We start from the raw sequence: 25,359 nt of genomic DNA on the forward strand, positions 1-25,359 counted from the left end.
CACCAGAACGATGGCCCCCGATCCCGCAGCCTCGTTCCTCGGCATGCTTCAGCCGCCGCCGACGGCGACGACGATTTCAAGCCGGTCGCCGGTACACAACTGGGTTGCCGGATGCTGGCTTTTCGGAACGATTTCGCCGTTGCGTTCGACAGCGATCCGCTTGCCGGTGTAACCCAGCAGGTCGACCAGCGCAGCGACGGTCAGGGTATCGGGGAACTGGCGGCTGACGCCATTCAGGGTAAGTTCTAGCATCCGGCTATTTTAGCCGAAGCAAAGACCGGACGCCGCGCCGTCGAACAGACTTCAGCGCGGCGTGCGTCCATCGACCTGGGCAAATTGCAGGAAGTCAGCCGGGGCCAGCGGCCGGCTGTAGTAATAGCCTTGAATCTCGTTGCAGCCGGCGCGCCGGATGAAGTCGAGCTGTTCGGCCGTTTCGACACCTTCGGCAATGGCCCGCATGTTAAGCGACTGGGCGATGCTGATCACGGCACGCGACATCGCCGCACTTTCTTCATTGACGCAGGCATCGGCAATGAAGCTACGGTCGATTTTCAGCTTGTCGACGCGGAAACGCTTGAGATAGGCAAGGCTGGAGTAACCGGTGCCGAAATCATCGATGGCGACCGTGGCGCCGATTCCCTTGAGCGCACCGATCACATCCTGAACCAGAATGCTGTCGTCGATCAGCGTCGATTCAGTCAGTTCGATCTGGATCAGTTCCGGTGAAATCCCGGCCTGACGCGCCGCGCGCTGTACCGCATCAACCAGATCGGCACGGTAAATCTGCACCCCGGAGACGTTGACCGCGATACGGCAATCCAGCCCGGCATCGCGCCAGCGCCGCGCCTGTTCGCAAGCCTGGTTGATGACCCATTCGCCAAGCGGCAGGATCAAGCCGATTTCTTCAGCCACCGGAATGAACTCAACCGGCGATACGGCGGGCCCGCCTTGCGGGTTCCAGCGCAACAAGGCTTCGGCACCGAAAACCCGACCCGAGTCGGCATAAATCTGCGGCTGGTAAACCAGATTGAATTCGTTGCCACCCAGCGCCCGCCGCAGGCTGTTGGCGAGGTTCATCCGGCGCTTGGCCTGCTCGTCCATCTGCGGCAGGAAGAAGCTGTAGGTGCCGCGCGCCTGTTCTTTCGAGGCATACATCGCGGTATCGGCTTTTTGCATCAGCAAATCGAAGTCATCGCCATCCTGCGGCCCGATGACAATGCCGAGCGAAGCCGAGGTATTCAGCGTGTGTTCGCCGATCTGGAAAGGCTGGGCGAGACTGGCAATGACCTTTTCAGCAATCCGGGCAGCGATTTCCCGCCCTTCGATGTCGCCCAGAATCAGGATGAACTCATCGCCCCCCAGACGGCTCAAGGTATCGCATTCGCGCAGGCAACTGCGCAGGCGCTTGACCACGGCAATCAGCAAATTGTCGCCGACGCGGTGGCCGAGCGAATCATTGATCCGCTTGAAGTGATCGAGATCGAGGAACATGAAGGCGATGCTGCGCCCCGAACGCCGCGCCTGCGCCATGATCTGGTTGAATCGCTCGCGCAGCAGAACACGGTTGGGCAGGCTGGTCAGCGGGTCATGGTGCGCCAGATACTGGATGCGCTCCTGCGCCGCCTTGCGTTCCGTAATATCGGAAAAACAGCCGATGTAATTGATCACTTCGCCGACGGCGTCGCGTACCACCGTAATCGACAGCCATTTCGGGTAAACCTGTCCGTTCCGGCGCCGATCCCAGACCTCGCCCTCCCACACGCCGCGCTCGACCACTGCCGCCCACATCGCGGCATAAAATGCGGGATCGTGGCGCCCGGACTTGAGGATACGCGGCGTCTGCCCCAGGACTTCGTCCCGCTCATAACCGGTAATCTGGGTAAAAGCCCGATTGATGTTGACGATCACCCCGGAGCGGTCGGTAATCATCAAGGCTTCCGAGCTGTGCGCAAAGACCCGCTCGGCCAGATGCAACTCGGCTTCCTGCTGGTGCTTGGTCGTTACATCGGTGTAAACCCAGATCGAGCCTTCCGTCACATTTCCCCGGTCCAGCGGGCGACCGGTGAGCATGATCCAGACCGGTGAGCCGTCGCGCCGGCGCATTTCGTACTCGCTCTGGGCCGCGCCCTTGCTTTCCAGGTCGGCGTACATCTCGTTGCCGATTTTCTCGTATTGCGCATCGGAGTCATAAAACGGCCGGGTCAGCCCACCTTCGAGCTGGCCGGGATCGTCATACAGGAACATCTCGGCGAGGCGCTGGTTACAACTGATGATCCGGCGCTGGCGGACCCAGACGATCCCGACATGCGCATTGTCGAAAATGAGGCGCTGCTCTTCGAGCAAACGCATGATCCGCGCTTCGTCATTCTTGCGTGCCGTGATGTCGGTATAGGACGAGATGAACCCGCCATCCGGCAAGGGCGATCCCTTGATTTCAAGCACCGTCCCGTCGGGCCGGACGCGCTCGAAACAGTGAGCCTTCGCACTGCGCGCCCGGACCAGCGCTTCGGCGACATAGGCCTCGATATCGACCGGACCGTACTCGCCGCGCCGGGCATTGAAGCGGATGTAGTCTTCGAGCGGCGTCGGGCCATCAAGCAAGGTCTCGGGAAAGTCCAGAATCCGGCGAAACTGCTGGTTGTGCTTGATCAGACGAAGATCGCTGTCAGTCACGGAAATGGCACTGGGAAAGTGCTCGATCATCGCATTCAGGATCTGGTGCTCGCGGCGCAAGGCTTCATCGGCCCGGCGCTGGGCCGAAATATCCTGCAGCGTTTCGATCGCACCAACCACCTCGCCGGCCATGTTGCGCAACGGTGCCGCCGTGAAGTACAGCCAGGTTCCGGCCGGCCCCATGTGCGGGAAAAAATCTTCCGCCTCGTAGGAGCCGGGAATGATGGTCGAACGACGGAATTTGTTGCTGTAATAGGCGCCGACGCCGGACTCGAGCTCGCCGGAGACGACCAGATCGGCCATCACCGGGCGGGCAGCCGGGTAAAACGGCTTCCATTGATCGGTAGTTCCCAGCATCTGGCCGGCAGAGTAGCCCAGCACGAACTCGCAAGCGCGGTTCCAGTGCGTCACGCAGTGATCCAGATTGATCACGAACGTTGGCACCGGCGAGCCATCGAGAATCTCGTCGAGCTGTTTCAGGTCGATCCCGAGATCGGCCGAATGCCCGCTTGCAGTTGTCACCTTCGTCTCCGTACCTGTGGCATCCGCCGGGCAAGCGCACGCCCGGCCCGAGCAATCTTAATTATTACTTTTGTTATATACGGAATATTACCCGCTTGCCAGCCGGAATCCTAGAGCGGCAACCCTCGGGGTTTGCGGGGCGCACTGGCAAACAAGCGGTCGTAAAGAAAGTTCGGCAACAAGCGCAGCACTTTGGCGACGATGCCCATCTGCCACGGGATGACCGTATAGCTGACGCCGCGCTCGACGGCACGGGCAAAACGCTCGGCGGCCTTGTCGGCCGGCAGCAAAAACGGCATTTTGTAGGGGTTGACCGCAGTCATCGGCGTTGCGATATAGCCGGGCGCAATCGTCACGACCTTGATACCGTAAGGCCGCATTTCAAGACGCAGGCTTTCGAGATAAGCAATCGCCGCGGCCTTTGATGCCGAATAGGCTTCGGCCCCGGGCAAACCGCGAATACCGGCCACCGAAGCAATCCCGACCAGGCGCCGCTCGCCGCCAGCGGCCTTGATTGCCGGGATGAAAGGCGCAAAAGTCGCGGCCAGCCCGAACACATTGATTTCCATGACCCGGCGGAAAACCGCCAGGTCTTCCTCGCACTCGGTCAGCGTACCGGCCGAAACGCCGGCACTGGCAATGACAATATCCGGCGCACCGAAACGGGCAATGAAATCATTCGCAGCCGCATGCAATGCCGGCGCATCGGCAACATCGAGCGCATAACAGGCATGCTGCCCGCCCAAGCGCTGATTGAGATCAGCAAGCACCTCGGCCCGCCGGGCCATCAGCCCCAATTGCGCGCCTTGTGCGGCATAGTAAACGGCAAGCGCCTCGCCGATACCCGACGAGGCGCCCGTAATGACGACCTTGAGACGGCTCAATTATTTTTTGCCGGATTTCTCGCTGCGAACCTTGGCGATCAGCTTGTCGGAAATCTGCAGCGTTTCGGTGAAATCCTTGCCGCCAACCAGATACTTGCCTTCGACAGCCAGCGCCGGCACGCCCTGAATCTTGTAAGCCTGGGCCATCTGGTCACCACGCTTGACCTTGCTCATGACACCGAAGGAATTGAAGGTTTCGGCAAACTTCTTCGGATCGACGCCTTTCTTGACGACCCATTCGGCCAGCGCCTTTTCTTCAAAAAGATTGATCCGTTCGGCATGAATGGCCTTGAAGACATCGCCATCCAGCTTGGCCAGATCGCCGGTGATTTCCAGGGTGTAATAAAGCTTGGCGATATTCGCCCAGGCACCACGCCCGAAAGTGATCGGGACGCGCTTGACGACCACGTCGGATGGCAGCTTGCCGATCCACGACGACAGTTGCGGATGGAAATCGCTGCAGTGCGGGCAGCCGTAGCTGAAAAACTCCAGCACTTCGATCTTGCCGGCATCCTCAGTCGGCTGGACTGGCGTGATCGCCGTGTAATCCTTGCCAGCGCTCTGGGCCTGCGCAGGCAATGCGACGGTCAACGCGGCGCCAAGGGCAAAAATGGCGGCAACAAAACTGCGACGGGCAAACTTCACGGCTTACTCCTTGTTCTTGGCTAATTGGGCATCGATACCGGCTTTGGCCAGTTCGGCGCGGGTTTTGTTCAATTCATCGATCTTGGTATAAGGACCGACCCGTACCCGGTACAGCGTCTTGTCCTGAATCATCACCTGCTGGATGACGGCTTCCACTCCCATAAACGCAAGCTTGGCCTTTTGGTTGTCCGCATCCTGCGCCGTGCTGAAAGAACCGGCCTGCAGGAAAAGCGGTGTCTTGCTTTCCTTGGACTCTTCCTTCTTCGGCTCTTCCTTCTTTTCGTCTTTTTTAGGCTCGTCTTTCCGCGCTTCCGGCTTGCCGGCCTTGTCCGGCACGGCATCGGCCTTGCCTGGCAGGATATCGTAGAACTGGAAACGCTTCTCCGGCACCGGATCACCCGGCTTGCCCGGCAAGGCGACCGGTTGGGCCGGCTGGGTGGCCGGAGCATTCGCTGCCGGCTTGCCGTTGGCCGGCGCGGCATCGGGCTTGGCCGATGCCTGAACCTGCTTGTTGAACGGCAACGGCGCCTTGTTCATGTACCAGACAACCCCGGCCGCGACACCGACGCCGAGGACAAGACCGATGAACATGCCGATCAGCGTACCGCCGCCCGATTTCTTTTTCGCCGGTTGATTCCTGCGCGGTTTCATATCGCGGGTCATGAGTTTTCCTTACATCGATTCCGGGCAGCTGACGCCCAGAATGGCCAGACCGTTGCGAATTACCTGACGCACGGCAGCCGCCAGGGCGATACGGGCTTCACGCAGTTCAGCATCATCGACCAGCATGCGTTCGGCGTTGTACCAGCCGTGGAATTCACCGGCCAGGTCTTTCAGGTAGAAAGCGATCAGGTGCGGCGCCAGATCGCGCGCGGCGGTTTCGATGATTTCGCGGAACTGGGCCAGCTGATTGGCAATCGCCAGTTCACGCGGGCTTTCCAGGCGGGCCAGCGGGGCTTCTGGCAGGCTGTCGAGATCACCCGACCACTGGTTGATCACCGAGCAAATACGGGCGTGGGCGTACTGGATGTAATAGACCGGATTTTCGTTGGTCTGGCTTTTGGCCAGATCGAGGTCGAAATCGAGGTGCTGATCCGACTTGCGCAGGGCGTAGAAGAAACGGCAGGCATCGTTGCCGACTTCCTTGCGCAACTCGCGCAGCGTGACGAACTCGCCCGAGCGGGTCGACATCGAGGCTTTCTGGCCATTGCGATAGAGCACGGCGAACTGGACCAGCGCCACCTGCAGTTTGTCCGAATCGAGTTCCAGTGCCTTGATCGCACCGGTCACACGCGGGATGTAGCCGTGGTGATCGGCGCCCCAGATGTTGATCACCTTGTCGAAACCGCGCTCGAACTTGTTCAGGTGGTAGGCGATGTCGGAAGCGAAATAGGTGTAGAGACCGTTTTCGCGCTGGACGACACGATCCTTCTCGTCGCCGAAAGCCGTCGACTTGAACCAGCGGGCGCCGTTCTGGACGTAGAGATGCCCCTTCTTTTCCAGCAAGTCGACGCAGCGGGCAACCAGCCCGGTGTCGTACAAGGCTTTTTCGGAGTACCAGACCTCGAATTCAACGCCGAATTCCTTCAGGTCGTCACGGCAATCGGCCAACTGCTCGTTGAGTGCATGCTGATGGACGTATTCCCAATCCGGACCGAGCAATTCCTTGGCCTTGGCGATCAAGGCATCGAGATGCAGTTCGCGCTGCTGCTTGGCCTCGTCATCGGCCCGACCGGCTTCCGGCAAGCCCGGCGTACCGGCCTGAACGGCCTCTGCGCTGCGCAGGTATTTGTCACCGTGAGCATGCTTGAGCTGGGCCGCCATGTCGCGCACATAAGCACCCTGGTAGGCGTTCGGCGGAAAAGGAACGACCGCGTCATGTTGTTCGAGGTAACGCAACCAGGTCGACAGGCCGAGAATATCCATCTGGCGCCCGGCGTCATTGACGTAATACTCGCGGGTCACATCCCAGCCGGCAAACGTCAGCAGGCTGGAAAGCGAAGCGCCGTAGGCGGCGCCGCGACCATGCCCGACGTGCAGCGGCCCGGTCGGATTGGCCGAAACGAACTCGACCTGGACCTTCTGCCAGCCGCCCTGCGTCGAACGGCCATAATTGGCGCCATCAACCAGTACGGCGCTGACCACGCCGAGCTTGGCCCGCGGATCGAGCGTGAAATTGATGAAGCCGGCACCGGCGACATCGGCCTTGATGACCAGCTTTGAAGGCGGCAAGGCAGCCAGCAGCTGGTTGGCGATTTCGCGCGGATTCTTCTTCAGCGCCTTGGCCAGTTGCATGGCCAGATTGGTCGCGAAATCGCCGTGCGTCGGATCGCGCGGACGTTCGAGATGAATCGGAGTTTCGGTTGCGGTTGGAGCAACGCTGGCAAGCGCCTGTTGCAACAAGGTGGTCAGCTGGGATTTGACGTCGTGGGCCATTGATTCGCGGCTAAAAAAGCAAAACGCCGATTATACGCTGCCCGAGCCTAGTTATTGGGCAGTGCAACAATTGCCGACCAGGCCGCCAGCTTCTCGGCATAAGTCAGCGCGGCATGGGCCGGGCTGGTCGAAGGCAAACGCTGCAATACGAAGCGCCCTTCTTCCAGACCGGGCAGGACATGCCGCCGAAAATTTGTCTCAGCCGCCGCGCCATTGAAGAAAATGACCCGAATATCGCGGTAGACCGCGAAAAACGACTGAAAATCATTGACCCTGACGGTTGCCGAAACAATATCCGCATCAAGGCTGCTCTCGCGTTCACAGGCCGCAATCACATCCCACACGGCAATGCCCGCCCCAGCCAATCGGTGCAGGCGCTCGGCATAGGGGCGATCCGGGCCGGCATCAAGCAAATCGCCCATGATCCGCCAGAAACTGTTGCGCTCGTGTGCGTAGTAACGCGCCGCAGCCAGCGACGCCTTTCCCGGCATACTGCCCAGAATGAGGGCGCGCGCCCCCGGTGCGACAAGCGGAGGAAAACCGGCCAGCAAGGACATGGCCGACGGACTAACCGCCGAGAACCCGGTTCTTGCCTGAGCGCTTGGCGAGATACATCGCCTGATCGGCGCGGCGGATTGCTTCCTTGCCGGTCTCGTCCGTTGCCAGCTGGGCTACGCCGGCGCTGAAGGTAATCAGCAGCTTTTCCTTGCCCGACATGAACAGGTTGCGAGTCAGTTCGCGCTGCAGGCGAACCATCGTTTCAATTCCCAGCTCAAGCGGCGTATCGGGCATCAGGATGACGAATTCCTCGCCACCATAACGTGCCAGCGTATCGGTCGAGCGCATGCACTTGCGCGCCAGATCGGCCAGATAAACCAGCGCCTGATCGCCGACGGCATGCCCGAGGCTGTCATTCAGGCGCTTGAAATTGTCGATATCGAGCAGGCACACCGCAAGCGGCGTTTCCTTGCGGCGAACGCTGGCGATCTCCCGTTCGAGCGCCTCGTCGAGGCCTTTGCGGTTCAAGGCATCGGTCAGCGGGTCGTGGCGCGCCATCGCACTGGCACTATCCAGTTCAAGATGCAGCTGGACAAGTTCGGCCTCGGTCGCCAGCACCTTGTCCTGCAAGCCCTTCAATTGATCGCGGGCCTGCGCGGTGTCCTCGGCCATGTTGCGCGTCGCCGCGATCACCTCGCGCAGCAAGGGAGCCAGCTCCTCGATCCGCGTCACTTTTTCGATGCGCTCGGCGCTCTCTTCAAGACGCCCCTGGAAGGTACCGCTCGACTCATTCATGGTGGACAAGCGCTCGATGAAGGCGGCCAGCATCTGGCGCAACTCTTCCTGGGCAACCACCGTCCGGTTCTTGGCTTCGCTCTGCTTGGCCATCACGTCGCGCAGACGGCGTCCCATGTCATCGAGATGGCGCAGCGTCAGCGGCGGAGCAACCGCGGCCAGCAAACCATCGACCTGCCCCTTGAGCCAGCTGTCGTCGAGCACCAGTTCGCCGATGTTTTCGATGATCAAATGCAGCAGATTGAGCAAGGCATCACGAATCTCGACCTGCTCTTCGGCGGCAAAGGAAATCTGATGACTGAAACTGGCCAGCTTGTCCTGAACGCACGGCAAATCAAGCTCGGGCTGGCGCAAGGCGGCGAGAAAGTCGCTGGCCATTTCCGGAATGCGCGGATTGTCGTCCCCCAGCGCCGGCAAAACGCCCTCGACAAGACGAGCCAGCTTGGCAGTGAAATCCTTGGGTAAGGCCAAGGCCGGCGACGGGTTCTGGACAAAAATTGTCCCGGCCTCCTTGCCTGGGCCACCCGCAGCATTGGTAAATGCAATCAGCGCTTCCTGCACGCCGTGCCAGCTGCGCCGACCGATTTCGGCATCAAGCACGGCCAGCGTTTTCTCCTGCGCCTCGTTTCTCGCCACCAGCGCCGCGGCCAGCTGGCGCAGCGAAGGCTCGGGGAAGGGCGCCACATTCGGCAAATTGGCGATTTCGTTGTAGCACGCCTGATAGTTGGCCGGCGTCGGTGCGAGCTGACGGGCTGCCAGGCGCTTCAAAGCTTCCCGGGCAATTTCAGACGGATTTTTGAGTTCGCTCATGAACTGAGGTGAATTCTTGGCTCGACCACGATAGACAGACGGGAAAATGCCGCCTGACGGGGCATCCAGACGAATCGCTGCATGCCGCCAGTTTATCCCAAACAGAAAAAAGCCGGCTTGCAATATTGCGACCGTCGATCTTTGAGCCCCGGAATCGACAAACCGCCACGGCGCAGCGGCCAAGTGCGTGTTAACATGCTCGTTTATCGTTGCCGCCCGAGTTCCGGGCGTACTCGCTACCCATGCGCCTTTTCCGCCTGCTCAAGATCGCCTCTGTCGCCAGCCGCTTCGGCCTGGATGAAATGGTGCTCGAACACGAGCCAAGCGGCCGACTGGTTCGCCTCGCCAATCGCCTGCAATTCTGGCGCGACCTGTCACTGCCCCGGGCGGTTCGCCTGCGCCTTGCCCTGGAAGCGCTCGGTCCGATTTTCGTCAAATTCGGCCAGGTATTGTCCACCCGGCGCGACCTGATGCCGGCCGACATCGCCGACGAACTGGCCAAGCTGCAGGACCGCGTTCCACCGTTTGACTCGCAACTCGCCCTGGCCGAGATCGAAAAAGCCTACGGCCGCACAGCCAGCGAAGTTTTTGCCGAATTCGACGCCACGCCAGTGGCTTCAGCGTCGATTGCCCAGGTTCATTTTGCGAAGTTGCGCGACGAAGATGGCGGCCATGAAGTGGCCGTCAAGATCCTGCGGCCAAACATGCTGGCGGTCATCGAGCACGATCTGGCGCTGATGGACAATCTGGCCATGCTGCTCGAAAAGCTGTGGTCGGATGGCAAGCGGCTCAAGCCACGCGAAGTGGTCGCCGAATTCGCCAAATACCTGCGCGACGAACTCGACCTGATGCGCGAAGCAGCCAACGCGTCGCAACTGCGCCGTAATTTCACCGATTCGACGCTGCTCATCGTGCCCGAGGTTCACTGGGACTTTTGCACGTCGACCGTGATGGTCATGGAACGCATGAAGGGCACGCCGATTTCGCAGATCGACAAACTGCGCAACGACGGCATCGATCTTTCCAAGCTGTCGGCGGCCGGGGTTGAAATCTTTTTCACCCAGGTTTTCCGCGACGGTTTCTTTCACGCCGACATGCACCCCGGCAACATCTTCGTGCATGCCGACGGCCGCTACATTGCACTCGATTTCGGGATTGTCGGCACACTGACCGACAGCGACAAGAATTACCTGGCGCAGAACTTCCTCGCTTTCTTCCGCCGCGACTACAAACGCGTCGCCGAAGCCCATATCGAATCCGGCTGGGCACCGAAAGACACCCGCGTCGATGAATTCGAGGCCGCCATCCGCGCCGTCTGCGAGCCAATTTTCGACCGCCCGCTGAAGGATATTTCCTTTGGCAAGATCCTGCTCCGGCTGTTCCAGACCTCGCGCCGCTTCAATGTCGAGATTCAGCCACAACTCGTCATGCTGCAAAAAACACTGCTCAATATCGAAGGCCTGGGTCGCCAACTCGATCCGGAACTTGATCTCTGGAAAACCGCCAAGCCATTCCTCGAACGCTGGATGAGCGAACAAATTGGCTGGCGCGGTCTGGTCAAGTCGTTCAAGCAGGAAGCGCCTTATCTGGCGCGCACCATTCCGCAACTGCCCCGCCTCGTACATCAGGCCCTGGCCCAGCCGGCCAAAACCGACCTTCAACCCCAGATGGAGCGACTGATCGCCGCCCAGCAGCAGCAAAATCGCTGGCTGGCCATCATTGCGCTACTGCTCGCCCTGATCATCAGCGCGCAACTCAGCTGATCGACCATGACCACAGTTACACTTGCCACGTTTACCGAAAGCGAAGTCCTCGGCTGGTTTGCCGCCCGGGATATCACCAAGGCCCGTCCTTACGTCGACCTGGTGCACGACCTGGAAATCACCAGCAGCCAGATCAAGGCCGCCGTTCCCGGCTCGGCTGCCGCTCCTTACATTGCCCAGGCGATGCTGAGCCAGGGCCAAAGTGGCGAAATGATGTTGATGAGCCGCTGCACCTGCAGCGCCGGACGTCATTGCAAGCACGTTGCCGCCATGCTGCTCAAGGTCGTCGCCGAACGCGCTCCGAAGGAAGGCAGCCCGGCCGCACCGAGCAGCATGCTTTCCTGGGCCGACGATCTGCGCCGGACCTCGATTGCCGTGGCCAAGAAAAAAGCCCGGCCGGCCGGTGCCCGGCAGCAACTGTTCTACATCATCAAGTGGACGGCCGACCGCCGCCAGTTCGGCGTTGAAATCCGCAAGGGCAAATTTCCAGAAAGCGCCGAAGAATGGTGGAAGGTCGACCGCGCCATTGCCACGCCGCCACAATTCGTTACCGAAGACGACCTCGGCATCCTGCGCCTGATCTGGGCTGAACGCGGCCACGAAACCGGCCTGCGCGCCTTTGGCATCGGCCCGAAAAACGGGGCCGAAATCCTGCAACGCATGGTGGCCAGCCACCGCCTTTATCCCGAAGACGACCTCGGCCTGCCTCTGCAGGCGGGAGCGCTTCGCCCGGCCAGCATCGGCTGGCAACTCGACAATCAGGGTTTCCAGCGGCCATACCTCAAGCCGGAACCATCGGCCGAGATGATTATCGCGGTCGACCCGCCCTGGTACCTTGATTTGGCTGAAGGTGAAATCGGGCCGCTCAAGGTGGCCGGCAATCCGAGCGTGATCAACCGCCTGTTTTCGCTGCCGCCCTTGTCGGCCAAGGAAGCCGCCCAGGTAGCCGAGGCATTGAGCGAACTGGCTCCGGTCCTGCCGCCCCCCGGCGACGATGCCAGCGCCCGCCTGCGCCTGGTCGATGCGCCGCTGATTCCTATCCTTCAGCTCGACACGCTGCACACGCACGGCCAGCGCGCCTGGCGCGACTATCCGGCCAGCCACAACGACGGCCTGTTCGACATTGCCAAGATCGTCTTCCGCTACGCCGACGCCGACATCCGGCCGGAAGAGCGCAACGAATTCATCACCCTGCCGGAAGGCGAGACGATTCGCCTCAAGCGCCGCCCCGAAGCCGAGGCCAAGGCACTCGAAGCGCTGGCCACGACCAGCCTGCAGAAAATCCCCGGCAATACGCTGTACACCTTCGGCAGCCCGCCGGAAGGCATTTATGGCCTGCCGCACGAAAGCAGCTGGCAAGGCTTCATGCAGGAAGTCACGCAACAGTTGAAGGAAGCCGGCTGGCAGATCGAATTCCCGGAAGATTTCCGCCATCACGTCGTCGAAGTCGAAGGCTGGGAAGCCGACCTGGTCGAATCCGACAACGGCTGGTTCAATCTCGACATGGGGATCATCGTCGAAGGTGAGCGCCTGCCGCTCGCTCCGCTGCTCGCCGGCCTGTTCCGGCGCGACCCGCGCTGGCTGGAGGCGACCGAACTGGAACGCATCCCCGACAGCGAAGGCATCGAACTGCACACCTCGCGCGGCAAGCGACTGCGCGTTCCGGCCGGCCGCATCAAGCCGCTGGCTTCGACGCTGATCGACCTGTTCGACGGCTTTTCCGGTGGCGAAACACTGCGCCTGTCGCGCTTCGATGCGCCCCGCCTGGCCGAGTTGAACGACGTCAGCCGCTGGCAGTTCCGCGGCCAGAGCGACATCATGGCGCTGGCCGAACGGCTGCAGGATGCCCAGGGCATCAAGGACATCACCCCGCCGGCCGGTTTCAACCTCGAACTTCGCCCGTACCAGAAGGAAGGCCTGGCCTGGCTGCAGTTCCTGCGTGAACGCGACCTGTCCGGCATTCTGGCCGATGACATGGGCCTCGGCAAAACCGCCCAGACACTGGCTCACCTGCTGCTGGAAAAAGAAGCTGGCCGCCTCGACAAGCCGGCGCTGGTCATTCTGCCAACCTCGCTGATCTTCAACTGGAAGAACGAAGCAGCGCGCTTCGCGCCGACGCTCAAGGTGCTGTCGCTGCACGGCCCGGAACGCAAGCAACTGTTCGGCGAAATTGCCAACAGCGAAGTCATCCTGACAACCTATCCGCTGCTCTGGCGCGATGCCGACGAATTGATGCAGCACAGCTATCACCTGCTGATTCTCGATGAAGCGCAGACGGTCAAGAACGCCCAGAGCCAGAGCGCCGAAGCGGTGCGCAAGATCGATGCGCGGCATCGTCTGTGCCTGACCGGTACGCCGCTGGAAAATCACCTTGGCGAGTTGTGGAGCCAGTTCGATTTCCTGCTGCCCGGTTTCCTCGGTACGGCCAAGCAATTCACCCGTCACTGGCGGACGCCGATCGAGCGCCAGGGCGACACCCAGCGCCGCGACCTGCTGGCCCGCCGCATCCGGCCATTCATCCTGCGCCGCAAGAAGGAAGACGTGGCGCAGGAATTGCCGCCGAAAACGATCATCGTACGCAGCGTCGAACTTGAAGGTGCCCAGCGCGACCTTTACGAAACCGTCCGCGCCGCGATGGATGCCAAGGTGCGCGATGAAATCGCCAGCAAGGGCTTTGCGCGCAGCCAGATCGTCATTCTCGACGCCCTGCTCAAGCTGCGCCAGGTCTGTTGCGACCCGCGCCTGGTCAAGGCCAACGCCGCACGCCGTGTCAGCGAACGGGCCAAACTCGATTTGTTGATGGCGATGGTCCCGGAACTGGTCGATGAAGGCCGCAAGATCCTGATTTTTTCGCAATTCACCAGCATGCTGGCGCTGATCGAGCACGAACTCGACAAGCACAACATCGGCTACACGCTGCTGACCGGCGACACCAACGACCGCGAAACGCCGATCCGCCGCTTCCAGGAAGGCGAAGTGCCGATTTTCCTGATCAGCCTGAAAGCCGGTGGCGTCGGTCTCAACCTGACCGCGGCCGATACCGTGATCCACTACGATCCGTGGTGGAATCCGGCGGTCGAAAACCAGGCGACCGACCGCGCCCACCGCCTCGGCCAGGACAAGCCGGTGTTCGTATACAAGCTGATCGTCAGCGGCAGTATCGAGGAAAAGATTCTCGCGCTGCAGGAACGCAAGGCTGAACTGGCGGCCGGTATTCTGTCGGAAGATCGCGGCGTCGAAGTCAAATTCGGCACCGACGATCTGGCTGCGCTCTTCGAACCGCTGCCGGTCTAAGCTGATATTTGCCTTTGGCGAGGCGTAGACCGCAGCATGTCCTGCCCTGCAACCGTATGACCCACACGGGAGTTGCCATGCGTCTGATCAGCCTGTTCGTCGCCCTGCTCTGTCTCAGCCCGCTACTCCGGGCTGAGGAATGGGCCAGTCGGCAAAAAGTCGGCTACAACTTCGAGGATACGCGCGACGCCGTGGTCATGGCGATCGAAGGTCGTGGCCTGGTGATCAATTACACCTCGCATATCGCCGACATGCTGGCGCGCACCGGTGCGGATATCGGGGCAAGCAAGAAACTCTTCGAGCGGGCGGAAATCATCGAATTCTGCTCGGCCAAGCTCTCGCGCCAGATGATGGAAGCCGACCCACACAATATCGTGCTCTGCCCGTTTTCCATTTCGATCTATACCCTGCCGGGCGAACAAGGTACCTGGATCGCCTACCGCAAGCCGCAGGGCCAAACTGCCGCGCCGGTCAGCGCCCTGCTGCGCGACATCACGAGCGAAGCTGCCCGCTGATCAGGCCAGCATGCTGGCCGCCATGGCCCGCTTGAGCAGACCATTCAGGCCGTGTCGCACCGACTGTTCGCGGACCTCGGCACGATCGCCACTGAAATGACAGGTCTGGGCTTCGCAGCCGCGGTCTTTCTGGGCCCAGGCAAAGCACACGGTACCGACCGGCTTCTCGGCGGAACCGCCGGCCGGGCCGGCAATACCGGTAATCGCCACGGCCCAGTCGGCACGACTGTGGCGCAAGGCGCCCTGGACCATGGCCCGGGCTGTTTGCTCGGAGACCGCACCATGACGCTCAAGCGTCGTTTCCGGCACGCCGAGCATGTCGATCTTGGCTGCGTTGGAATAAGTCACGAAGCCGCGATCAAACCAGCCGGAACTGCCGGCAATCGCCGTCACTGACTGGGCAAGACCGCCGCCGGTGCACGACTCTGCTGCGGTCAACCACTCCCCACGGGCCAAAAGCGTTGCTCCAAGGCGTTGGGCGATATCTTCAAGTTCATTCATGGCGCGCATCTTACACCCCAAAAGTCATAGATGAAGCGGTGTTTTCGGGCAAAAAACCGGCGATCCAGCACCAAATTCCAGCATCATCCTGCACACAATGCCTGCTGGACTTTCTGCACAGCCCCACGTAGCATCGCGCCCCCCGCAATTCCCCGGCTTTTTAATGCACGCTTCTCCTGCCCGCGCCTGCGGCATCGATTTCGGCACCTCCAACTCCACCGTCGGCTGGCTGCGCCCCGGCCAGGCCACGCTGTTGCCGCTCGAAGACGGCAAGGTCACGCTGCCCTCTGTCGTCTTCTTCAATGCCGAAGAAGATACGGTCAGTTTCGGTCGTGCCGGCCTGGGAGAGTATCTCGACGGCTATGAAGGCCGACTGATGCGCTCATTGAAAAGCCTGCTCGGCAGCAGCCTGATCGATGGCCGGACAGAAGTGAACGGCCGGGCCATCGTCTTTCGCGACTTGCTCAACGAATTCATCGGCACGCTCAAGCAGCGCGCCGAGATGCAAGCCGGCCGCAGTTTCGAGCAAGCCATTCTCGGCCGGCCGGTATTTTTCGTCGATGACGACAGTGCGGCCGACCGGCAAGCCGAAAAAACACTGGGCGACATCGCGCATGCTGTCGGGTTCAAGGACATCGGTTTCCAGTACGAACCGATCGCCGCGGCCTACCATTACGAGACCAGCATTGCACACGAGGAAATCGTGCTGATCGCCGACATCGGCGGCGGCACCTCCGATTTTTCCATCGTCCGCCTGTCGCCCGAGCGCGCCAAAGCGGCCGAGCGGCGCAGCGACGTGCTGGCCAACGGCGGCGTTCATATTGGCGGCACCGATTTCGACCGCCAGCTCAGTTTGAACAGCGTGATGCCCCTGCTCGGTTATCGCAGCACACTGAAAAACGGCCGCGAAATGCCGGCCAGCCTGTATTTCAACCTGGCCACCTGGCACACCATCAACTTTGCCTACACCCGCCAGGTCTGGGCCGAACAACAGCGTCTCTATATTGATGCGCTGGAGCCGGAAAAGCTCGAACGCCTGATCTCGCTGATCGAAAAACGCGCCGGCCACTGGCTGGCCCACCAGATCGAGCAAGCCAAGATCGCGCTTTCCGACCACAGCCACGCAACGCTGCCGCTCGACGCCTTTTCGGCTGACGAAATGCACACGCTGAGCCGTATCGAATTCGAACTGGCCAGCACGCAATTGGTCGAAAAAGTCGAGTCGACCGTGACACAGCTGCTGCCTCAGGCCGGCATTGCAGCGGAACGGATCGACACCATTTTCTTTACCGGCGGGTCGAGCGGCATTCCCGCCCTGCGCCAGCGCATCGCCGCCCTGCTGCCGCGCGCCCGAGCCGTCGAAGGTGACCTGTTCGGCAGCATCGGGGCCGGCCTGGCCGTCGATGCGGCGCGGCGCTTCGGCTAGCCACGCAGATCGGGGATAATCCGGCTACCTGCCACGCCGGAACCCCGTCATGCATCGCACCATTTTCGCTACGCCCCTGATCAACAGCGCGATGCACTGGCTGTCCGTCCGCCTGCTGCGCGGACTCGGCTGGCGCATCGCCGGCAGCCCGCCGGACATCCCGAAATATGTCCTGATCGCCGCTCCGCACACCAGCAACTGGGATTTCCCCTACACCCTGATGGTCTGCTTCGCGCTGCGCCTGCAGGTGTACTGGATGGGCAAGGCCAGCCTCTTTCCACCACTGCTCGGCAGCATCATGCGCTGGCTCGGCGGCATCCCGGTCAACCGCCGGCAGCGGAACAATCTGGTCGATAGCACGATCGACGCCTTCAAAAACCACGAGCGACTGATTGTCATCGTCCCGCCCGAAGGCACGCGCGCCCGTGTGTCGCACTGGAAAACCGGCTTTTATCACATCGCGCTCGGCGCCCAGGTGCCGATTGCACTGGGCTATCTCGATTTCAGCAAGAAAGAAGCAAGCATCGCCCGCCTCTTTCACCCCAGCGGTGACCTCGAAGCCGACATGAAGGAAATCAAGGCGTTCTACAGCGGAATCAGCGGCAAGAATCCGCAGCAATTTGCCGCCGACGGCGAGTAGACCGCGAAACATCCGCTTACGAATCTTCAAACTCAGGTACAAAACGGCGGGCTAAGATCAGGACTCCCAACCACGGAGTCACGCCATGTCCAAGCGCCACAAAAAGACCCTCGCCCTGATCGCCAGCGCCCTGCTCTCAGGCGGCGTACTGGCCGGCACCAGCATCGATCTCTCGGCCGAAGCCAGCCGCCCCGCCGCCAACGACATGGTGCGCGCCACGGTCTACGCCGAAGCCAACGGCAACAACCCGGCCGAACTGGCACGCAAGGTCAACCAGGACATCAGCGAAGCACTCAAGGTGATCAAGGCCAAACCCGGCATCACCGCCAAATCCGGCCACCAGAATACCTACCCGATTTACGGCCAGAACCAGAAAATCGAAAACTGGCGCATGCATTCCGAACTGGTGCTTGAGTCACGCGACCCGACCGCCGTCTCCGAACTGCTTGGCCGCCTGCAGCAAATGCGCCTGGCCGTCGGCAACCTGACCCAACTGCCGTCACCGGAAACCCGGCAACTGGTTGAAGACGAAGCGACGCGCGACGCGATCAAAGCCTTCCAGAAACGCGCTGCCGTCATCGCCGCCACACTCGGCAAGCCCTACAAGATCAAGCAGATGAGCATCCAGCAAAACGGCGGCGCCCAACCGCCGATGCCGATGATGCGCGCCGCCCGTGGCGTGATGATGGCCGCCGACGTAGCCGCCCCGATCGAAGCCGGCGAAAGCCTGATTACCACCAGCGTCAGCGGGCAGATCGAATTGGGCGACTGAGCCGGCCTGGGCACAAGCCAAGGAAGAGCGCCCTCGGCATACTGCGGGCCAGTTTCGGGTGGCAAAACTGGGCCGGGGAATTGAATGGCGGGAAGTCGACGCTTCCCGCCATTCAATTATCAACTCAATGCCAGCCTGACCGATTGAGCCAGCGTTGTGCTCGGGCGACCAATCAAGGCGCTCAATTGCCGCCCGTCATCAAACAAGCCGCCCTTTGAAGCACCAACATCGGATTCAGCCAGCAGCGTCGCCAGGAAATCAGGCAAGCCGGCTTCGAGCAATGCCGCCTTGAATTCGCTTTCCGGCAAATCCTGGTAAACCACAGCTTGGCCGGATTGACGGGCGATTTCGTCGGCCAGTTCGCTTAGCGTGTAAGACGCTTCGCCCGCCAGTTCGTAAATCAACCCAGCCTGATTTTCCTGCAGCAGTACGGCAGCCGCTGCTGCGGCATAATCGGCACGCGCGGCCGATGCAATCCTTCCTTGTCCCGCGCTGCCCAGCACGACACCGTATTGCAGTGCGGCCGGAATACCCGCCATGTAGTTCTCGGTATACCAGCCGTTGCGCAGGATAACCGCCGGCAGGCCGGAGGCTTGGATCAGCTTTTCCGTTTCCTGGTGTTCGACCGCCAGTTGCAAGGGCGAGGTATCGGCATGCAGGAGGCTGGTATAAGCCAGCAAACGAATACCGGCTGCCTTGGCCGCCTCAATCACGGCTCGATGTTGTGGCACGCGGCGGCCAACCTCGCTGGCCGAAATCAGGAGCAGCTTGTCAGCCCCGTTGAAGGCGGCAGCCAGCGTGGCCGGCTGATCGTAGTCGGCCAGGCGAACCTGGATGCCACGCGCCGCCAGGTCGGCCACTTTGTCGGGATTGCGTACGGCGGCAACAATTTCATCGGCGGGCAGTTTTTCCAGCAAGGCTTCGATGACCAGACGACCGAGTTGGCCGGAAGCACCAGTAATAACAACCATGTTTGAATTTCCTTTATTTTGTTGAAACAGGCAGTAGCGAGTGCGTACGTGGCGGCGGGCAAACGAGATGGAGAAGGGTGCCACCAGGCTCAAGCACCCATCAGTAATCGGTGTAGCCCTTTTCTCCCGGCGTATAAAAAGTGGCAAAATCCGGCGCCACCAGCTCCTGCCCCGACTTCAGCTTGGCGACCAGATCCGGATTGGAGATGAACGGACGACCAAAAGCCACCAGATCGCCACGTTGCGCATCGAGATCGGCATTGGCTCGTGTGACATCGTAGCCACCTGAAAGGATGTATTGCCCTTTGAACGCGGCACGGAGCCTGGCTTTCAATTCGGGACTGACCTCGGGTGCGCCCATGGCACTGTGATCCACAACATGGATGTAGAGCAGATCGAGCTTATTCAGTTCGTCGATCAGATGCAGGTACAAGTCATCCATCTCTGCATCCGGCACCTGAGCGTTGAATACGCCATAAGGCGAAATCCGCATGCCGACGCGCTCGGCGCCAATCGCTGCAACACTCGCCTTGGCAACTTCGACAGCGAAGCGGATACGGTTGGCGACGCTACCGCCCCAGCGATCATTCCGCTGATTGGCGGCGGTATTGAGAAACTGGTCGATCAGATAGCCATTCGCCGCATGTAATTCGACACCATCGAAGCCGGCCTGCATGGCGAGTTTGGCCGAGGCGGCATATTCGGCGATGCTCTGCGCAATGTCCGCCTCGCTCATTTCACGTGGCACGGGATGCGGCTGCATGCCGTCCGCATCGGTCCAGATTTCTCCCGGAACAGCGACCGCCGAGGGCGCCAGGACGCTGGCACCGAGCGGCAGATTGGCGGGATGGCTGACCCGTCCGGCATGCATCAGTTGTACGAAAATTCGGCCGCCAGCTTGATGGACGCCACCTGTCACACGTTTCCAGCCCTTTACCTGTTCCTCGTTGAACAGTCCGGGAATGCGAGCATAGCCAAGGCCGTTGGGTGATGGTGCAGTACCTTCGGTAATGATCAGTCCGGCTTCTGCCCGCAAGCGGTAATACTGTTCCATCAGGGCGTTGGGCAGGTTGCCAATGGCGCGACTGCGCGTCAGCGGCGCCATGACGATACGGTTTTTCAGCGGCAGGCTGCCGAGTTGGGTAGGAGAAAATAGTGTGCGGCTCATGAAAGTTTCCTCGGTATTTAGTTCAGATGGAAGGTTGCGTTGCTGACAGCGAAAGCAGGCGTGGTGCAGGCTGACTGGTTTGCATTGCGGCAAAGAGCTCCGTGCGCGCCGCGTCGAATCGATCCCAGAGACCGGGATCAGCCATGGACGGCAAAGTGACCAACTCGCCCAGGTCGAAACCGGCCAGGGCTGCATCGACGAGATGCTCGACCGACATCACCGTTTCAGGCGCCAATGCGACCAGCGGCACGCCAGCGATATCCCACAGGTCGGTGGCGGTGGCAGCAGGCAGCACCACTTGAATCCGGATGCCGGTATTCGCCAGCTCCTGCTGCAGACCGCGACTGAAATTGAGCACGAAACCCTTGGTGCCGCTATACACGGAGCTCACCGGCAGCGCATGCAACGACAATGCCGAGGCGATGTTGATAATGACACCATCGTTGCGTTCCTTGAACGCAGGCAGGATGGCATGCGTCAGGCGGGTCAGCGCCGTGATGTTCAATGCAATCTGCGACAACGAGTCTTTGATCGGTGTTTCGGCAACAGGGCTCAATCTGGCAACACCGGCGTTGTTGACCAATACCCGGATGGCGGGATTAGCGGCGAGCACGGTTTCCAGACGCGTCAGATCGTCTTCCCTCTCAAGGTCTGCGACGAGCGTTTCAGCCTTGATGCCGCAAGCCTGCTCAAGCCTTGCGGCGAGACTCTGCAGGCGCTCGCCGCGCCTGGCGACGAGCAGGAGGTCATAGCCTCGGCGGGCCAGACGATCGGCATAGACCGATCCGATGCCGGAAGAGGCGCCGGTAACAACAGCGATTTTTGTAGATGGGGGCATGGTTTTACGTCCTTAAAATTAATTGCCTGTCTCGGCCGGTTTGCTACGCAGAAACTTCATCTTCAACACAGTTGGATGACAACCTTGCCCTTGGCATGCCCCTGGGCAAGATAGGCCAGAGCATCCTGTGCTTGCTCAAACGGAAACACCTGGTCGATCACCGGCCGGATACGGTCGGCTTCGAGAAGTTTGCCGATTTCGCCGAGTTGGGTGCCATCGGGGCGCGTGAACAGAAATGAGTAGGAAATGTCCCGCTTTTTGGCCAGCCGCATGATCTTGCGGCTCATCAAACCGAACACGAATCTCAGGACGAAGTTGAGCTGTCGAGCACGAGCAAATGCGGCATCCAGCGGACCAACCAGGGAAACGATGGCGCCCCCCGGCTTGACGATGCCGAGCGATTTCTCGATCGCATCCCCCCTGACCGTACCGAGTACTGCATCGTAGCCGCGCAGTACCTTCTCGAATGCCTGCCTCTTGTAGTCGACCACCTCATCAGCACCGAGGCTGAGCACCAGTTCGACGTTTCCCGTACTGGTCGTCGTTCCCACCTTGGCACCGAGATGCTTGGCCAACTGGATGGCAAATGTGCCAATACCGCCGGAACCCGCCGGGATGAACACCTTCTGCCCGGCCCGAAGCGTGGCACGCTCCCGCAGCGCTTGCCACGAGGTGAGTCCAACCATCGGGATCGATGCCGCCTGCACGAAATCGAGATTGGCTGGTTTAAGCGCGGCAAGATGCTCAGGCACCACCGCGAACTCGGCGATAGCGCCGGTACCCAGATCGAAGATATTGGCGAAGATGGCATCACCCGGCTTGAAGCGGGTCACGTTGCTGCCGACCTTGGTTACAACACCGGCCAGATCGCTGCCCAGCGTGGCCGGCAGTTGAAAATGCAGGACCGGCTTGAACATTCCCGTCGTGATCATGTTGTCGATGGGGTTCACACTCGCAGCGTGGACTTGTACCAGCAGCTCATCGGCCTTCAGCGTGGGAAGGGGAACATCGGCAATACCGATTTCGGGCGACTTGCCATAGCGTTTGAAGGTGAGTGCTTTCATTGTTTGGGCTTTCATTTTCATCCAATCAGATCAGTCGGCGAGGAAGCCCAGAACCGCAGGGACAAAGGCCCGATGGTGCTGAAAGACGCCACCGTGTCCGGCATCCGGATAGATCGTCAGCTGGGCATTTGGCAAACGGCGCGCCATGTCGGCCGAAAGACTGCTGGCCACCATCAGGTCACGGTCGCCATTGGCGACGAAAACGGGTTGCTTGATGACCGAGAGATCATCGGGCGCACTCAGCCCTGCCGTTCTAATCGCCTGTAACTGCGCCCGTCGGGCCTGCAGGGAAATCGGCTTGTCGCGGTTCTCGTTACGCTCCTTCAGCCGGGCGAAATAGTCTTTGGCGGCACGCTTGCCCTCCGGGGTGCGGGGGAAAAACAGGAAGTTCCTCGGATCGCTCAGCGTCAGCGCCGCCTTGAGATAAGCGATGACTGCAACTCGGTTGATCTCGTCGATCCCGCCGCCGCCCCGAGGCCCGGTTCCGGCCAGGATCATCCGACGTACCAGGTCGGGAGCCTGCAAGGTAATCATTTGTGCGACACCACCGCCCAGGGAAAAACCGAGCAGGTCGACCTGCTTGTATCCCAGGCCCCGGATGAAGGCGATGGCATCCCGCCCCATTTTCTCGATGGTCGACGGCACCAATCCTCCTGAAGCACCGACCCCGCGGTTGTCAAAGGCGATCACCCGACGCTGGACGGCAATGCCGTCGATCACCCGCGGATCCCAGTCATCGAGCACCGCCATCAGATGGTGCAGGAAGATCAGCGGCACACCAGAATCGGGGCCAAGTTCGCGATAGGCGAAAGGCACGCCGTTGACATCAATCGTGCGGGTCGGGACATCTTTCCACTTCATATTGCTCATCTGAGGCGCCACCAAGGTGGTCCCGATATCGTTCTTGCCCATAACAAAATCTCCGTACAAGGTGGATTGCCTGCCACCAAAGTGTTACTATCAATTTGAAACGAACAATACTACCAATTTGATAGTTAGTCACTACTTAAATAGTATGAACAATAAAAATACTTGCAATGACCCCTGTCCGATCGCGCGCAGCCTCGCTTTCCTGGGTGACGCATGGAGCATCCTGATCCTGCGCGATGCCAATGGCGGGCTGACACGCTTTGACCAGTTCCGGAAAAGCTTGGGCATCGCCCCAACGATGCTGACCCGCCGGCTGGCGACACTGACGGAGGAAGGGCTGCTGGAGAAACGGCGTTACTCGGAACATCCACCGCGCGAGGAATATCTGCTGACGGCTGCCGGTCGCGATTTCCTGCCGGTACTCTTCATGATTGGCAGTTGGGGACGCCAATACCGGGGTAGCGGCAAGCTGGTCCGTTTCCTGGATGCTGAAACGGGAACCGAAATTAAAGCCGTGGCGGTCGATGAAGTGACCGGTGCGAAGATCGGGACTCGTCCCATGCGCATGGTCACGCCAGATGAAAGCTGATTGGCCGACCGCTATCGAGGAATAGCTGCGCTCGGGATAGCTTTTTCCCGGCATCAACGAGCCACCCGAATTCGGCCCACACATAAAAAAGCCCGACGGTCATCCCGTCGGGCTGGGTACATCAATCAAGCACAGAAACTCAAACCATCATCAACACCGACTTCTGCTCCAGATAGGCGTCGAGCGCAGCACGCCCCATCTCCTTGCCGAAGCCGGACTGCTTGTAGCCGCCGAAGGGTAGCGCCGGATCAAGCATGTTGTGGCAGTTGACCCAGACAGTGCCCGACTTGATCTTGGGAATCAGGCGATGCACGCGCGACAGGTCGTTCGACCAGATACTGGCACCGAGACCGAAGGGCGTGTCGTTGGCCAGCGCAGCCACCTCGTCGAGATCGTCGTAAGGCATGGCGACGACGACCGGTCCGAAAATTTCTTCCTGGACGACGCGGGCTTTCTGGTCGACCTTGGCCAGCACGGTCGGCTGGACAAAGTAACCGAGGCTGCCGGCGCGAGCGCCCCCGGCAACGACTTCTGCGCCTTGCTGACGCCCGATATCGATGTAGGAACAAACACGATCCATCTGCTCACGTGAGACCAGCGGGCCGAGTTGGGTCGCCGGGTCCATCCCGTGGCCAATTTTCAGCGCCTTGGCGTGATCGGCCAGATCAGCGACGACGCGGTCGAAGTTCTTCTTGTGCACATACAGGCGCGAACCGGCACAGCAAACCTGGCCCTGGTTGAAATAGATCGCCTGCGAAGCGCCGGCTGCTGCCACTGCCGGATCGCAGTCTTCGAGCACGATGACCGGCGATTTGCCGCCGAGTTCGAGCGTGATGCGCGTCATGTTGTCCATCGCTGCCTTGCCGATCAGCTTGCCGATTTCGGTCGAGCCGGTGAAAGTCAGCTTGTTGACGCCGGGGTGGCGGGTCAGCGGCGCACCGGCCGAAGGACCGTCGCCAGTCACGACATTGACCACGCCATCGGGAAAACCGGCCTCCTGAATGAGTTGACCGAGGTAAAGCGCCGAGAGCGGTGTTTGTTCGGCCGGCTTGAGTACCACGGTACAACCGGTGGCAAGCGCCGGGCCAAGTTTCCACGCCGCCAGCAGCAGCGGGAAGTTCCACGCAACGATGGCACCAACAACGCCGACCGGCTCCTTGCGCGTATAGCCGACAAACTCGTTTTGCGGCGCAAAGGGAATCGACACATCGAGCGTGCTGCCCTCGATCTTGGTCGCCCAGCCGGCCATGTAGCGGAAATAGCTGGCCACCAGCGCGACATCGACGTGCTCGGCAATGACTACCGATTTGCCATTGTCGAGCGATTCGATTTCAGCCAGCGTCCGGGCGTGCTCTTCGACCAGATCGGCCAGACGGAGCAGCAAACGCTGCCGCTGATCGGGCCGCATTTTGGCCCAGGCCGGCGACTCGAAGGCCTGACGCGCAGCACGTACCGCGCTATCGACATCGCCTTCGGTTGCCGCCGGCACGCTGCCGAGCAGGCTTTCATCCGCCGGATTGGTCACTTCCAGCGTCTGGCCGGAACTGGACGCGACCCATTGGCCGCCGATCAGCATGGCATGCTTGCCGCGTGCCAGAAAATCGGTGGTTCGTTGGGTCAGTTGGGGGATATCTGCATTGCTCATTGACTGTCTCCTTTTATAGGTTTTGCTACCTTTGCCGACC

Annotated in this window: 22 protein-coding genes; 7 read left to right on the forward strand and 15 right to left on the reverse strand. The window is 60.7% G+C overall.

Annotated elements, in window-relative coordinates; all coding sequences use genetic code 11:
* Nucleotides 1–48: 48 nt before the first annotated feature.
* The 8 genes from thiS to KI614_RS14710 all read right to left on the reverse strand — a co-directional run bounded on the left by thiS (nt 49) and on the right by KI614_RS14710 (nt 9,263).
* A complete protein-coding gene (gene thiS, locus KI614_RS14675; protein WP_226406560.1) occupies nt 49–252 on the reverse strand; it encodes a sulfur carrier protein ThiS in 204 nt (67 codons plus the stop codon).
* 51 nt (nt 253–303) lie between these two features.
* Nucleotides 304–3,195: an EAL domain-containing protein gene (locus KI614_RS14680; RefSeq protein WP_226406561.1), complete on the reverse strand. Its 2,892-nt coding sequence runs from the start codon at nt 3,193–3,195 to the stop codon at nt 304–306.
* 110 nt (nt 3,196–3,305) lie between these two features.
* Complete coding sequence (locus tag KI614_RS14685; protein ID WP_226406562.1) at nt 3,306–4,079, reverse strand: SDR family oxidoreductase; 774 nt, start codon at nt 4,077–4,079, stop codon at nt 3,306–3,308.
* Nucleotides 4,080–4,724, reverse strand: coding sequence for a thiol:disulfide interchange protein DsbA/DsbL (locus KI614_RS14690; protein ID WP_226406563.1), 645 nt, complete (start codon nt 4,722–4,724; stop codon nt 4,080–4,082).
* Nucleotides 4,725–4,727: 3 nt separating this feature from the next.
* Nucleotides 4,728–5,387: an SPOR domain-containing protein gene (locus KI614_RS14695; RefSeq protein ID WP_226406564.1), complete on the reverse strand. Its 660-nt coding sequence runs from the start codon at nt 5,385–5,387 to the stop codon at nt 4,728–4,730.
* A gap of 9 nt (nt 5,388–5,396) precedes the next feature.
* On the reverse strand, nt 5,397–7,160 hold the full coding sequence (gene argS / locus KI614_RS14700) for an arginine--tRNA ligase (RefSeq protein ID WP_226406566.1): 1,764 nt from the start codon (nt 7,158–7,160) through the stop codon (nt 5,397–5,399).
* Nucleotides 7,161–7,207: 47 nt separating this feature from the next.
* A complete protein-coding gene (locus KI614_RS14705) occupies nt 7,208–7,717 on the reverse strand; it encodes a DNA-deoxyinosine glycosylase (protein WP_226406568.1) in 510 nt (169 codons plus the stop codon).
* A gap of 10 nt (nt 7,718–7,727) precedes the next feature.
* The gene (locus KI614_RS14710) at nt 7,728–9,263 is read right to left on the reverse strand and encodes a sensor domain-containing diguanylate cyclase (protein ID WP_226406570.1); all 1,536 of its coding nucleotides are present in this window, start codon (nt 9,261–9,263) and stop codon (nt 7,728–7,730) included.
* A 242-nt stretch (nt 9,264–9,505) separates the two neighbouring features.
* Here KI614_RS14710 and ubiB point away from each other — a divergent pair, with 242 nt between their 5' ends.
* The 3 genes from ubiB (at nt 9,506) to KI614_RS14725 (ending at nt 14,835) form a co-directional block, all read left to right on the forward strand.
* The gene (ubiB, locus tag KI614_RS14715; RefSeq protein WP_203467783.1) at nt 9,506–11,026 is read left to right on the forward strand and encodes a ubiquinone biosynthesis regulatory protein kinase UbiB; all 1,521 of its coding nucleotides are present in this window, start codon (nt 9,506–9,508) and stop codon (nt 11,024–11,026) included.
* A 6-nt stretch (nt 11,027–11,032) separates the two neighbouring features.
* On the forward strand, nt 11,033–14,320 hold the full coding sequence (locus KI614_RS14720) for a DEAD/DEAH box helicase (RefSeq protein ID WP_226406572.1): 3,288 nt from the start codon (nt 11,033–11,035) through the stop codon (nt 14,318–14,320).
* Between the two features lie 77 nt (nt 14,321–14,397).
* A complete protein-coding gene (locus KI614_RS14725; RefSeq protein ID WP_226406574.1) occupies nt 14,398–14,835 on the forward strand; it encodes a DUF302 domain-containing protein in 438 nt (145 codons plus the stop codon).
* On the opposite strand, the gene KI614_RS14730 is transcribed toward KI614_RS14725, so the two are convergent.
* Nucleotides 14,836–15,345: a CinA family protein gene (locus KI614_RS14730; protein WP_413464163.1), complete on the reverse strand. Its 510-nt coding sequence runs from the start codon at nt 15,343–15,345 to the stop codon at nt 14,836–14,838.
* Nucleotides 15,346–15,499: 154 nt separating this feature from the next.
* Between KI614_RS14730 and KI614_RS14735 the strand changes: the two genes are divergently transcribed.
* The 3 genes from KI614_RS14735 to KI614_RS14745 all read left to right on the forward strand — a co-directional run bounded on the left by KI614_RS14735 (nt 15,500) and on the right by KI614_RS14745 (nt 18,174).
* On the forward strand, nt 15,500–16,762 hold the full coding sequence (locus KI614_RS14735; protein ID WP_226406576.1) for an Hsp70 family protein: 1,263 nt from the start codon (nt 15,500–15,502) through the stop codon (nt 16,760–16,762).
* A gap of 49 nt (nt 16,763–16,811) precedes the next feature.
* Entirely contained in the window at nt 16,812–17,402 is a 591-nt protein-coding gene (locus KI614_RS14740; protein ID WP_226406578.1) for a lysophospholipid acyltransferase family protein, read from the forward strand.
* Between the two features lie 85 nt (nt 17,403–17,487).
* Nucleotides 17,488–18,174, forward strand: a complete 687-nt coding sequence (locus tag KI614_RS14745) for an SIMPL domain-containing protein (protein ID WP_226406580.1) — start codon at nt 17,488–17,490, stop codon at nt 18,172–18,174.
* A gap of 119 nt (nt 18,175–18,293) precedes the next feature.
* Here the strand turns inward: KI614_RS14745 and KI614_RS14750 are convergent, their stop codons facing one another.
* The 5 genes from KI614_RS14750 to KI614_RS14770 form a co-directional block, all read right to left on the reverse strand.
* On the reverse strand, nt 18,294–19,145 hold the full coding sequence (locus KI614_RS14750) for an SDR family oxidoreductase (protein WP_226406582.1): 852 nt from the start codon (nt 19,143–19,145) through the stop codon (nt 18,294–18,296).
* Nucleotides 19,146–19,245: 100 nt separating this feature from the next.
* On the reverse strand, nt 19,246–20,313 hold the full coding sequence (locus KI614_RS14755; protein ID WP_226406584.1) for an alkene reductase: 1,068 nt from the start codon (nt 20,311–20,313) through the stop codon (nt 19,246–19,248).
* A gap of 22 nt (nt 20,314–20,335) precedes the next feature.
* Nucleotides 20,336–21,151: an SDR family NAD(P)-dependent oxidoreductase gene (locus KI614_RS14760; RefSeq protein ID WP_226406586.1), complete on the reverse strand. Its 816-nt coding sequence runs from the start codon at nt 21,149–21,151 to the stop codon at nt 20,336–20,338.
* 62 nt (nt 21,152–21,213) lie between these two features.
* Nucleotides 21,214–22,230 carry an NADP-dependent oxidoreductase gene (locus KI614_RS14765; protein WP_226406588.1) on the reverse strand — a complete coding sequence of 339 codons (1,017 nt, stop codon included), beginning with the start codon at nt 22,228–22,230 and terminating at the stop codon, nt 21,214–21,216.
* Nucleotides 22,231–22,245: 15 nt separating this feature from the next.
* A complete protein-coding gene (locus KI614_RS14770) occupies nt 22,246–23,127 on the reverse strand; it encodes an alpha/beta fold hydrolase (protein WP_226406590.1) in 882 nt (293 codons plus the stop codon).
* A gap of 103 nt (nt 23,128–23,230) precedes the next feature.
* Here KI614_RS14770 and KI614_RS14775 point away from each other — a divergent pair, with 103 nt between their 5' ends.
* A complete protein-coding gene (locus KI614_RS14775) occupies nt 23,231–23,674 on the forward strand; it encodes a winged helix-turn-helix transcriptional regulator (RefSeq protein WP_226406592.1) in 444 nt (147 codons plus the stop codon).
* Between the two features lie 139 nt (nt 23,675–23,813).
* Here the strand turns inward: KI614_RS14775 and KI614_RS14780 are convergent, their stop codons facing one another.
* On the reverse strand, nt 23,814–25,319 hold the full coding sequence (locus KI614_RS14780) for an aldehyde dehydrogenase family protein (protein ID WP_226406594.1): 1,506 nt from the start codon (nt 25,317–25,319) through the stop codon (nt 23,814–23,816).
* Nucleotides 25,320–25,359: the final 40 nt, after the last annotated feature.

Origin of the sequence: Dechloromonas denitrificans (assembly GCF_020510665.1) — a bacterium.
GTDB classification, from domain to species: domain Bacteria; phylum Pseudomonadota; class Gammaproteobacteria; order Burkholderiales; family Rhodocyclaceae; genus Azonexus; species Azonexus denitrificans_B.

What these genes read in the sequence shown, in the direction of transcription:
- KI614_RS14760 (WP_226406586.1), bottom strand. Translation starts at nt 21,151, where the DNA reads ATGCCCCCATCTACAAAAATCGCTGTTGTTACCGGCGCCTCTTCCGGC.
- KI614_RS14750 (WP_226406582.1), bottom strand. Translation starts at nt 19,145, where the DNA reads ATGGTTGTTATTACTGGTGCTTCCGGCCAACTCGGTCGTCTGGTCATC.
- KI614_RS14710 (WP_226406570.1), bottom strand. Translation starts at nt 9,263, where the DNA reads ATGAGCGAACTCAAAAATCCGTCTGAAATTGCCCGGGAAGCTTTGAAG.
- argS (WP_226406566.1), bottom strand. Translation starts at nt 7,160, where the DNA reads ATGGCCCACGACGTCAAATCCCAGCTGACCACCTTGTTGCAACAGGCG.
- KI614_RS14725 (WP_226406574.1), top strand. Translation starts at nt 14,398, where the DNA reads ATGCGTCTGATCAGCCTGTTCGTCGCCCTGCTCTGTCTCAGCCCGCTA.
- KI614_RS14755 (WP_226406584.1), bottom strand. Translation starts at nt 20,313, where the DNA reads ATGAGCCGCACACTATTTTCTCCTACCCAACTCGGCAGCCTGCCGCTG.
- thiS (WP_226406560.1), bottom strand. Translation starts at nt 252, where the DNA reads ATGCTAGAACTTACCCTGAATGGCGTCAGCCGCCAGTTCCCCGATACC.
- KI614_RS14695 (WP_226406564.1), bottom strand. Translation starts at nt 5,387, where the DNA reads ATGACCCGCGATATGAAACCGCGCAGGAATCAACCGGCGAAAAAGAAA.
- KI614_RS14765 (WP_226406588.1), bottom strand. Translation starts at nt 22,230, where the DNA reads ATGAAAGCCCAAACAATGAAAGCACTCACCTTCAAACGCTATGGCAAG.
- KI614_RS14775 (WP_226406592.1), top strand. Translation starts at nt 23,231, where the DNA reads ATGAACAATAAAAATACTTGCAATGACCCCTGTCCGATCGCGCGCAGC.
- KI614_RS14705 (WP_226406568.1), bottom strand. Translation starts at nt 7,717, where the DNA reads ATGTCCTTGCTGGCCGGTTTTCCTCCGCTTGTCGCACCGGGGGCGCGC.
- KI614_RS14730 (WP_413464163.1), bottom strand. Translation starts at nt 15,345, where the DNA reads ATGCGCGCCATGAATGAACTTGAAGATATCGCCCAACGCCTTGGAGCA.
- ubiB (WP_203467783.1), top strand. Translation starts at nt 9,506, where the DNA reads ATGCGCCTTTTCCGCCTGCTCAAGATCGCCTCTGTCGCCAGCCGCTTC.
- KI614_RS14720 (WP_226406572.1), top strand. Translation starts at nt 11,033, where the DNA reads ATGACCACAGTTACACTTGCCACGTTTACCGAAAGCGAAGTCCTCGGC.
- KI614_RS14745 (WP_226406580.1), top strand. Translation starts at nt 17,488, where the DNA reads ATGTCCAAGCGCCACAAAAAGACCCTCGCCCTGATCGCCAGCGCCCTG.
- KI614_RS14780 (WP_226406594.1), bottom strand. Translation starts at nt 25,319, where the DNA reads ATGAGCAATGCAGATATCCCCCAACTGACCCAACGAACCACCGATTTT.
- KI614_RS14770 (WP_226406590.1), bottom strand. Translation starts at nt 23,127, where the DNA reads ATGGGCAAGAACGATATCGGGACCACCTTGGTGGCGCCTCAGATGAGC.
- KI614_RS14735 (WP_226406576.1), top strand. Translation starts at nt 15,500, where the DNA reads ATGCACGCTTCTCCTGCCCGCGCCTGCGGCATCGATTTCGGCACCTCC.
- KI614_RS14740 (WP_226406578.1), top strand. Translation starts at nt 16,812, where the DNA reads ATGCATCGCACCATTTTCGCTACGCCCCTGATCAACAGCGCGATGCAC.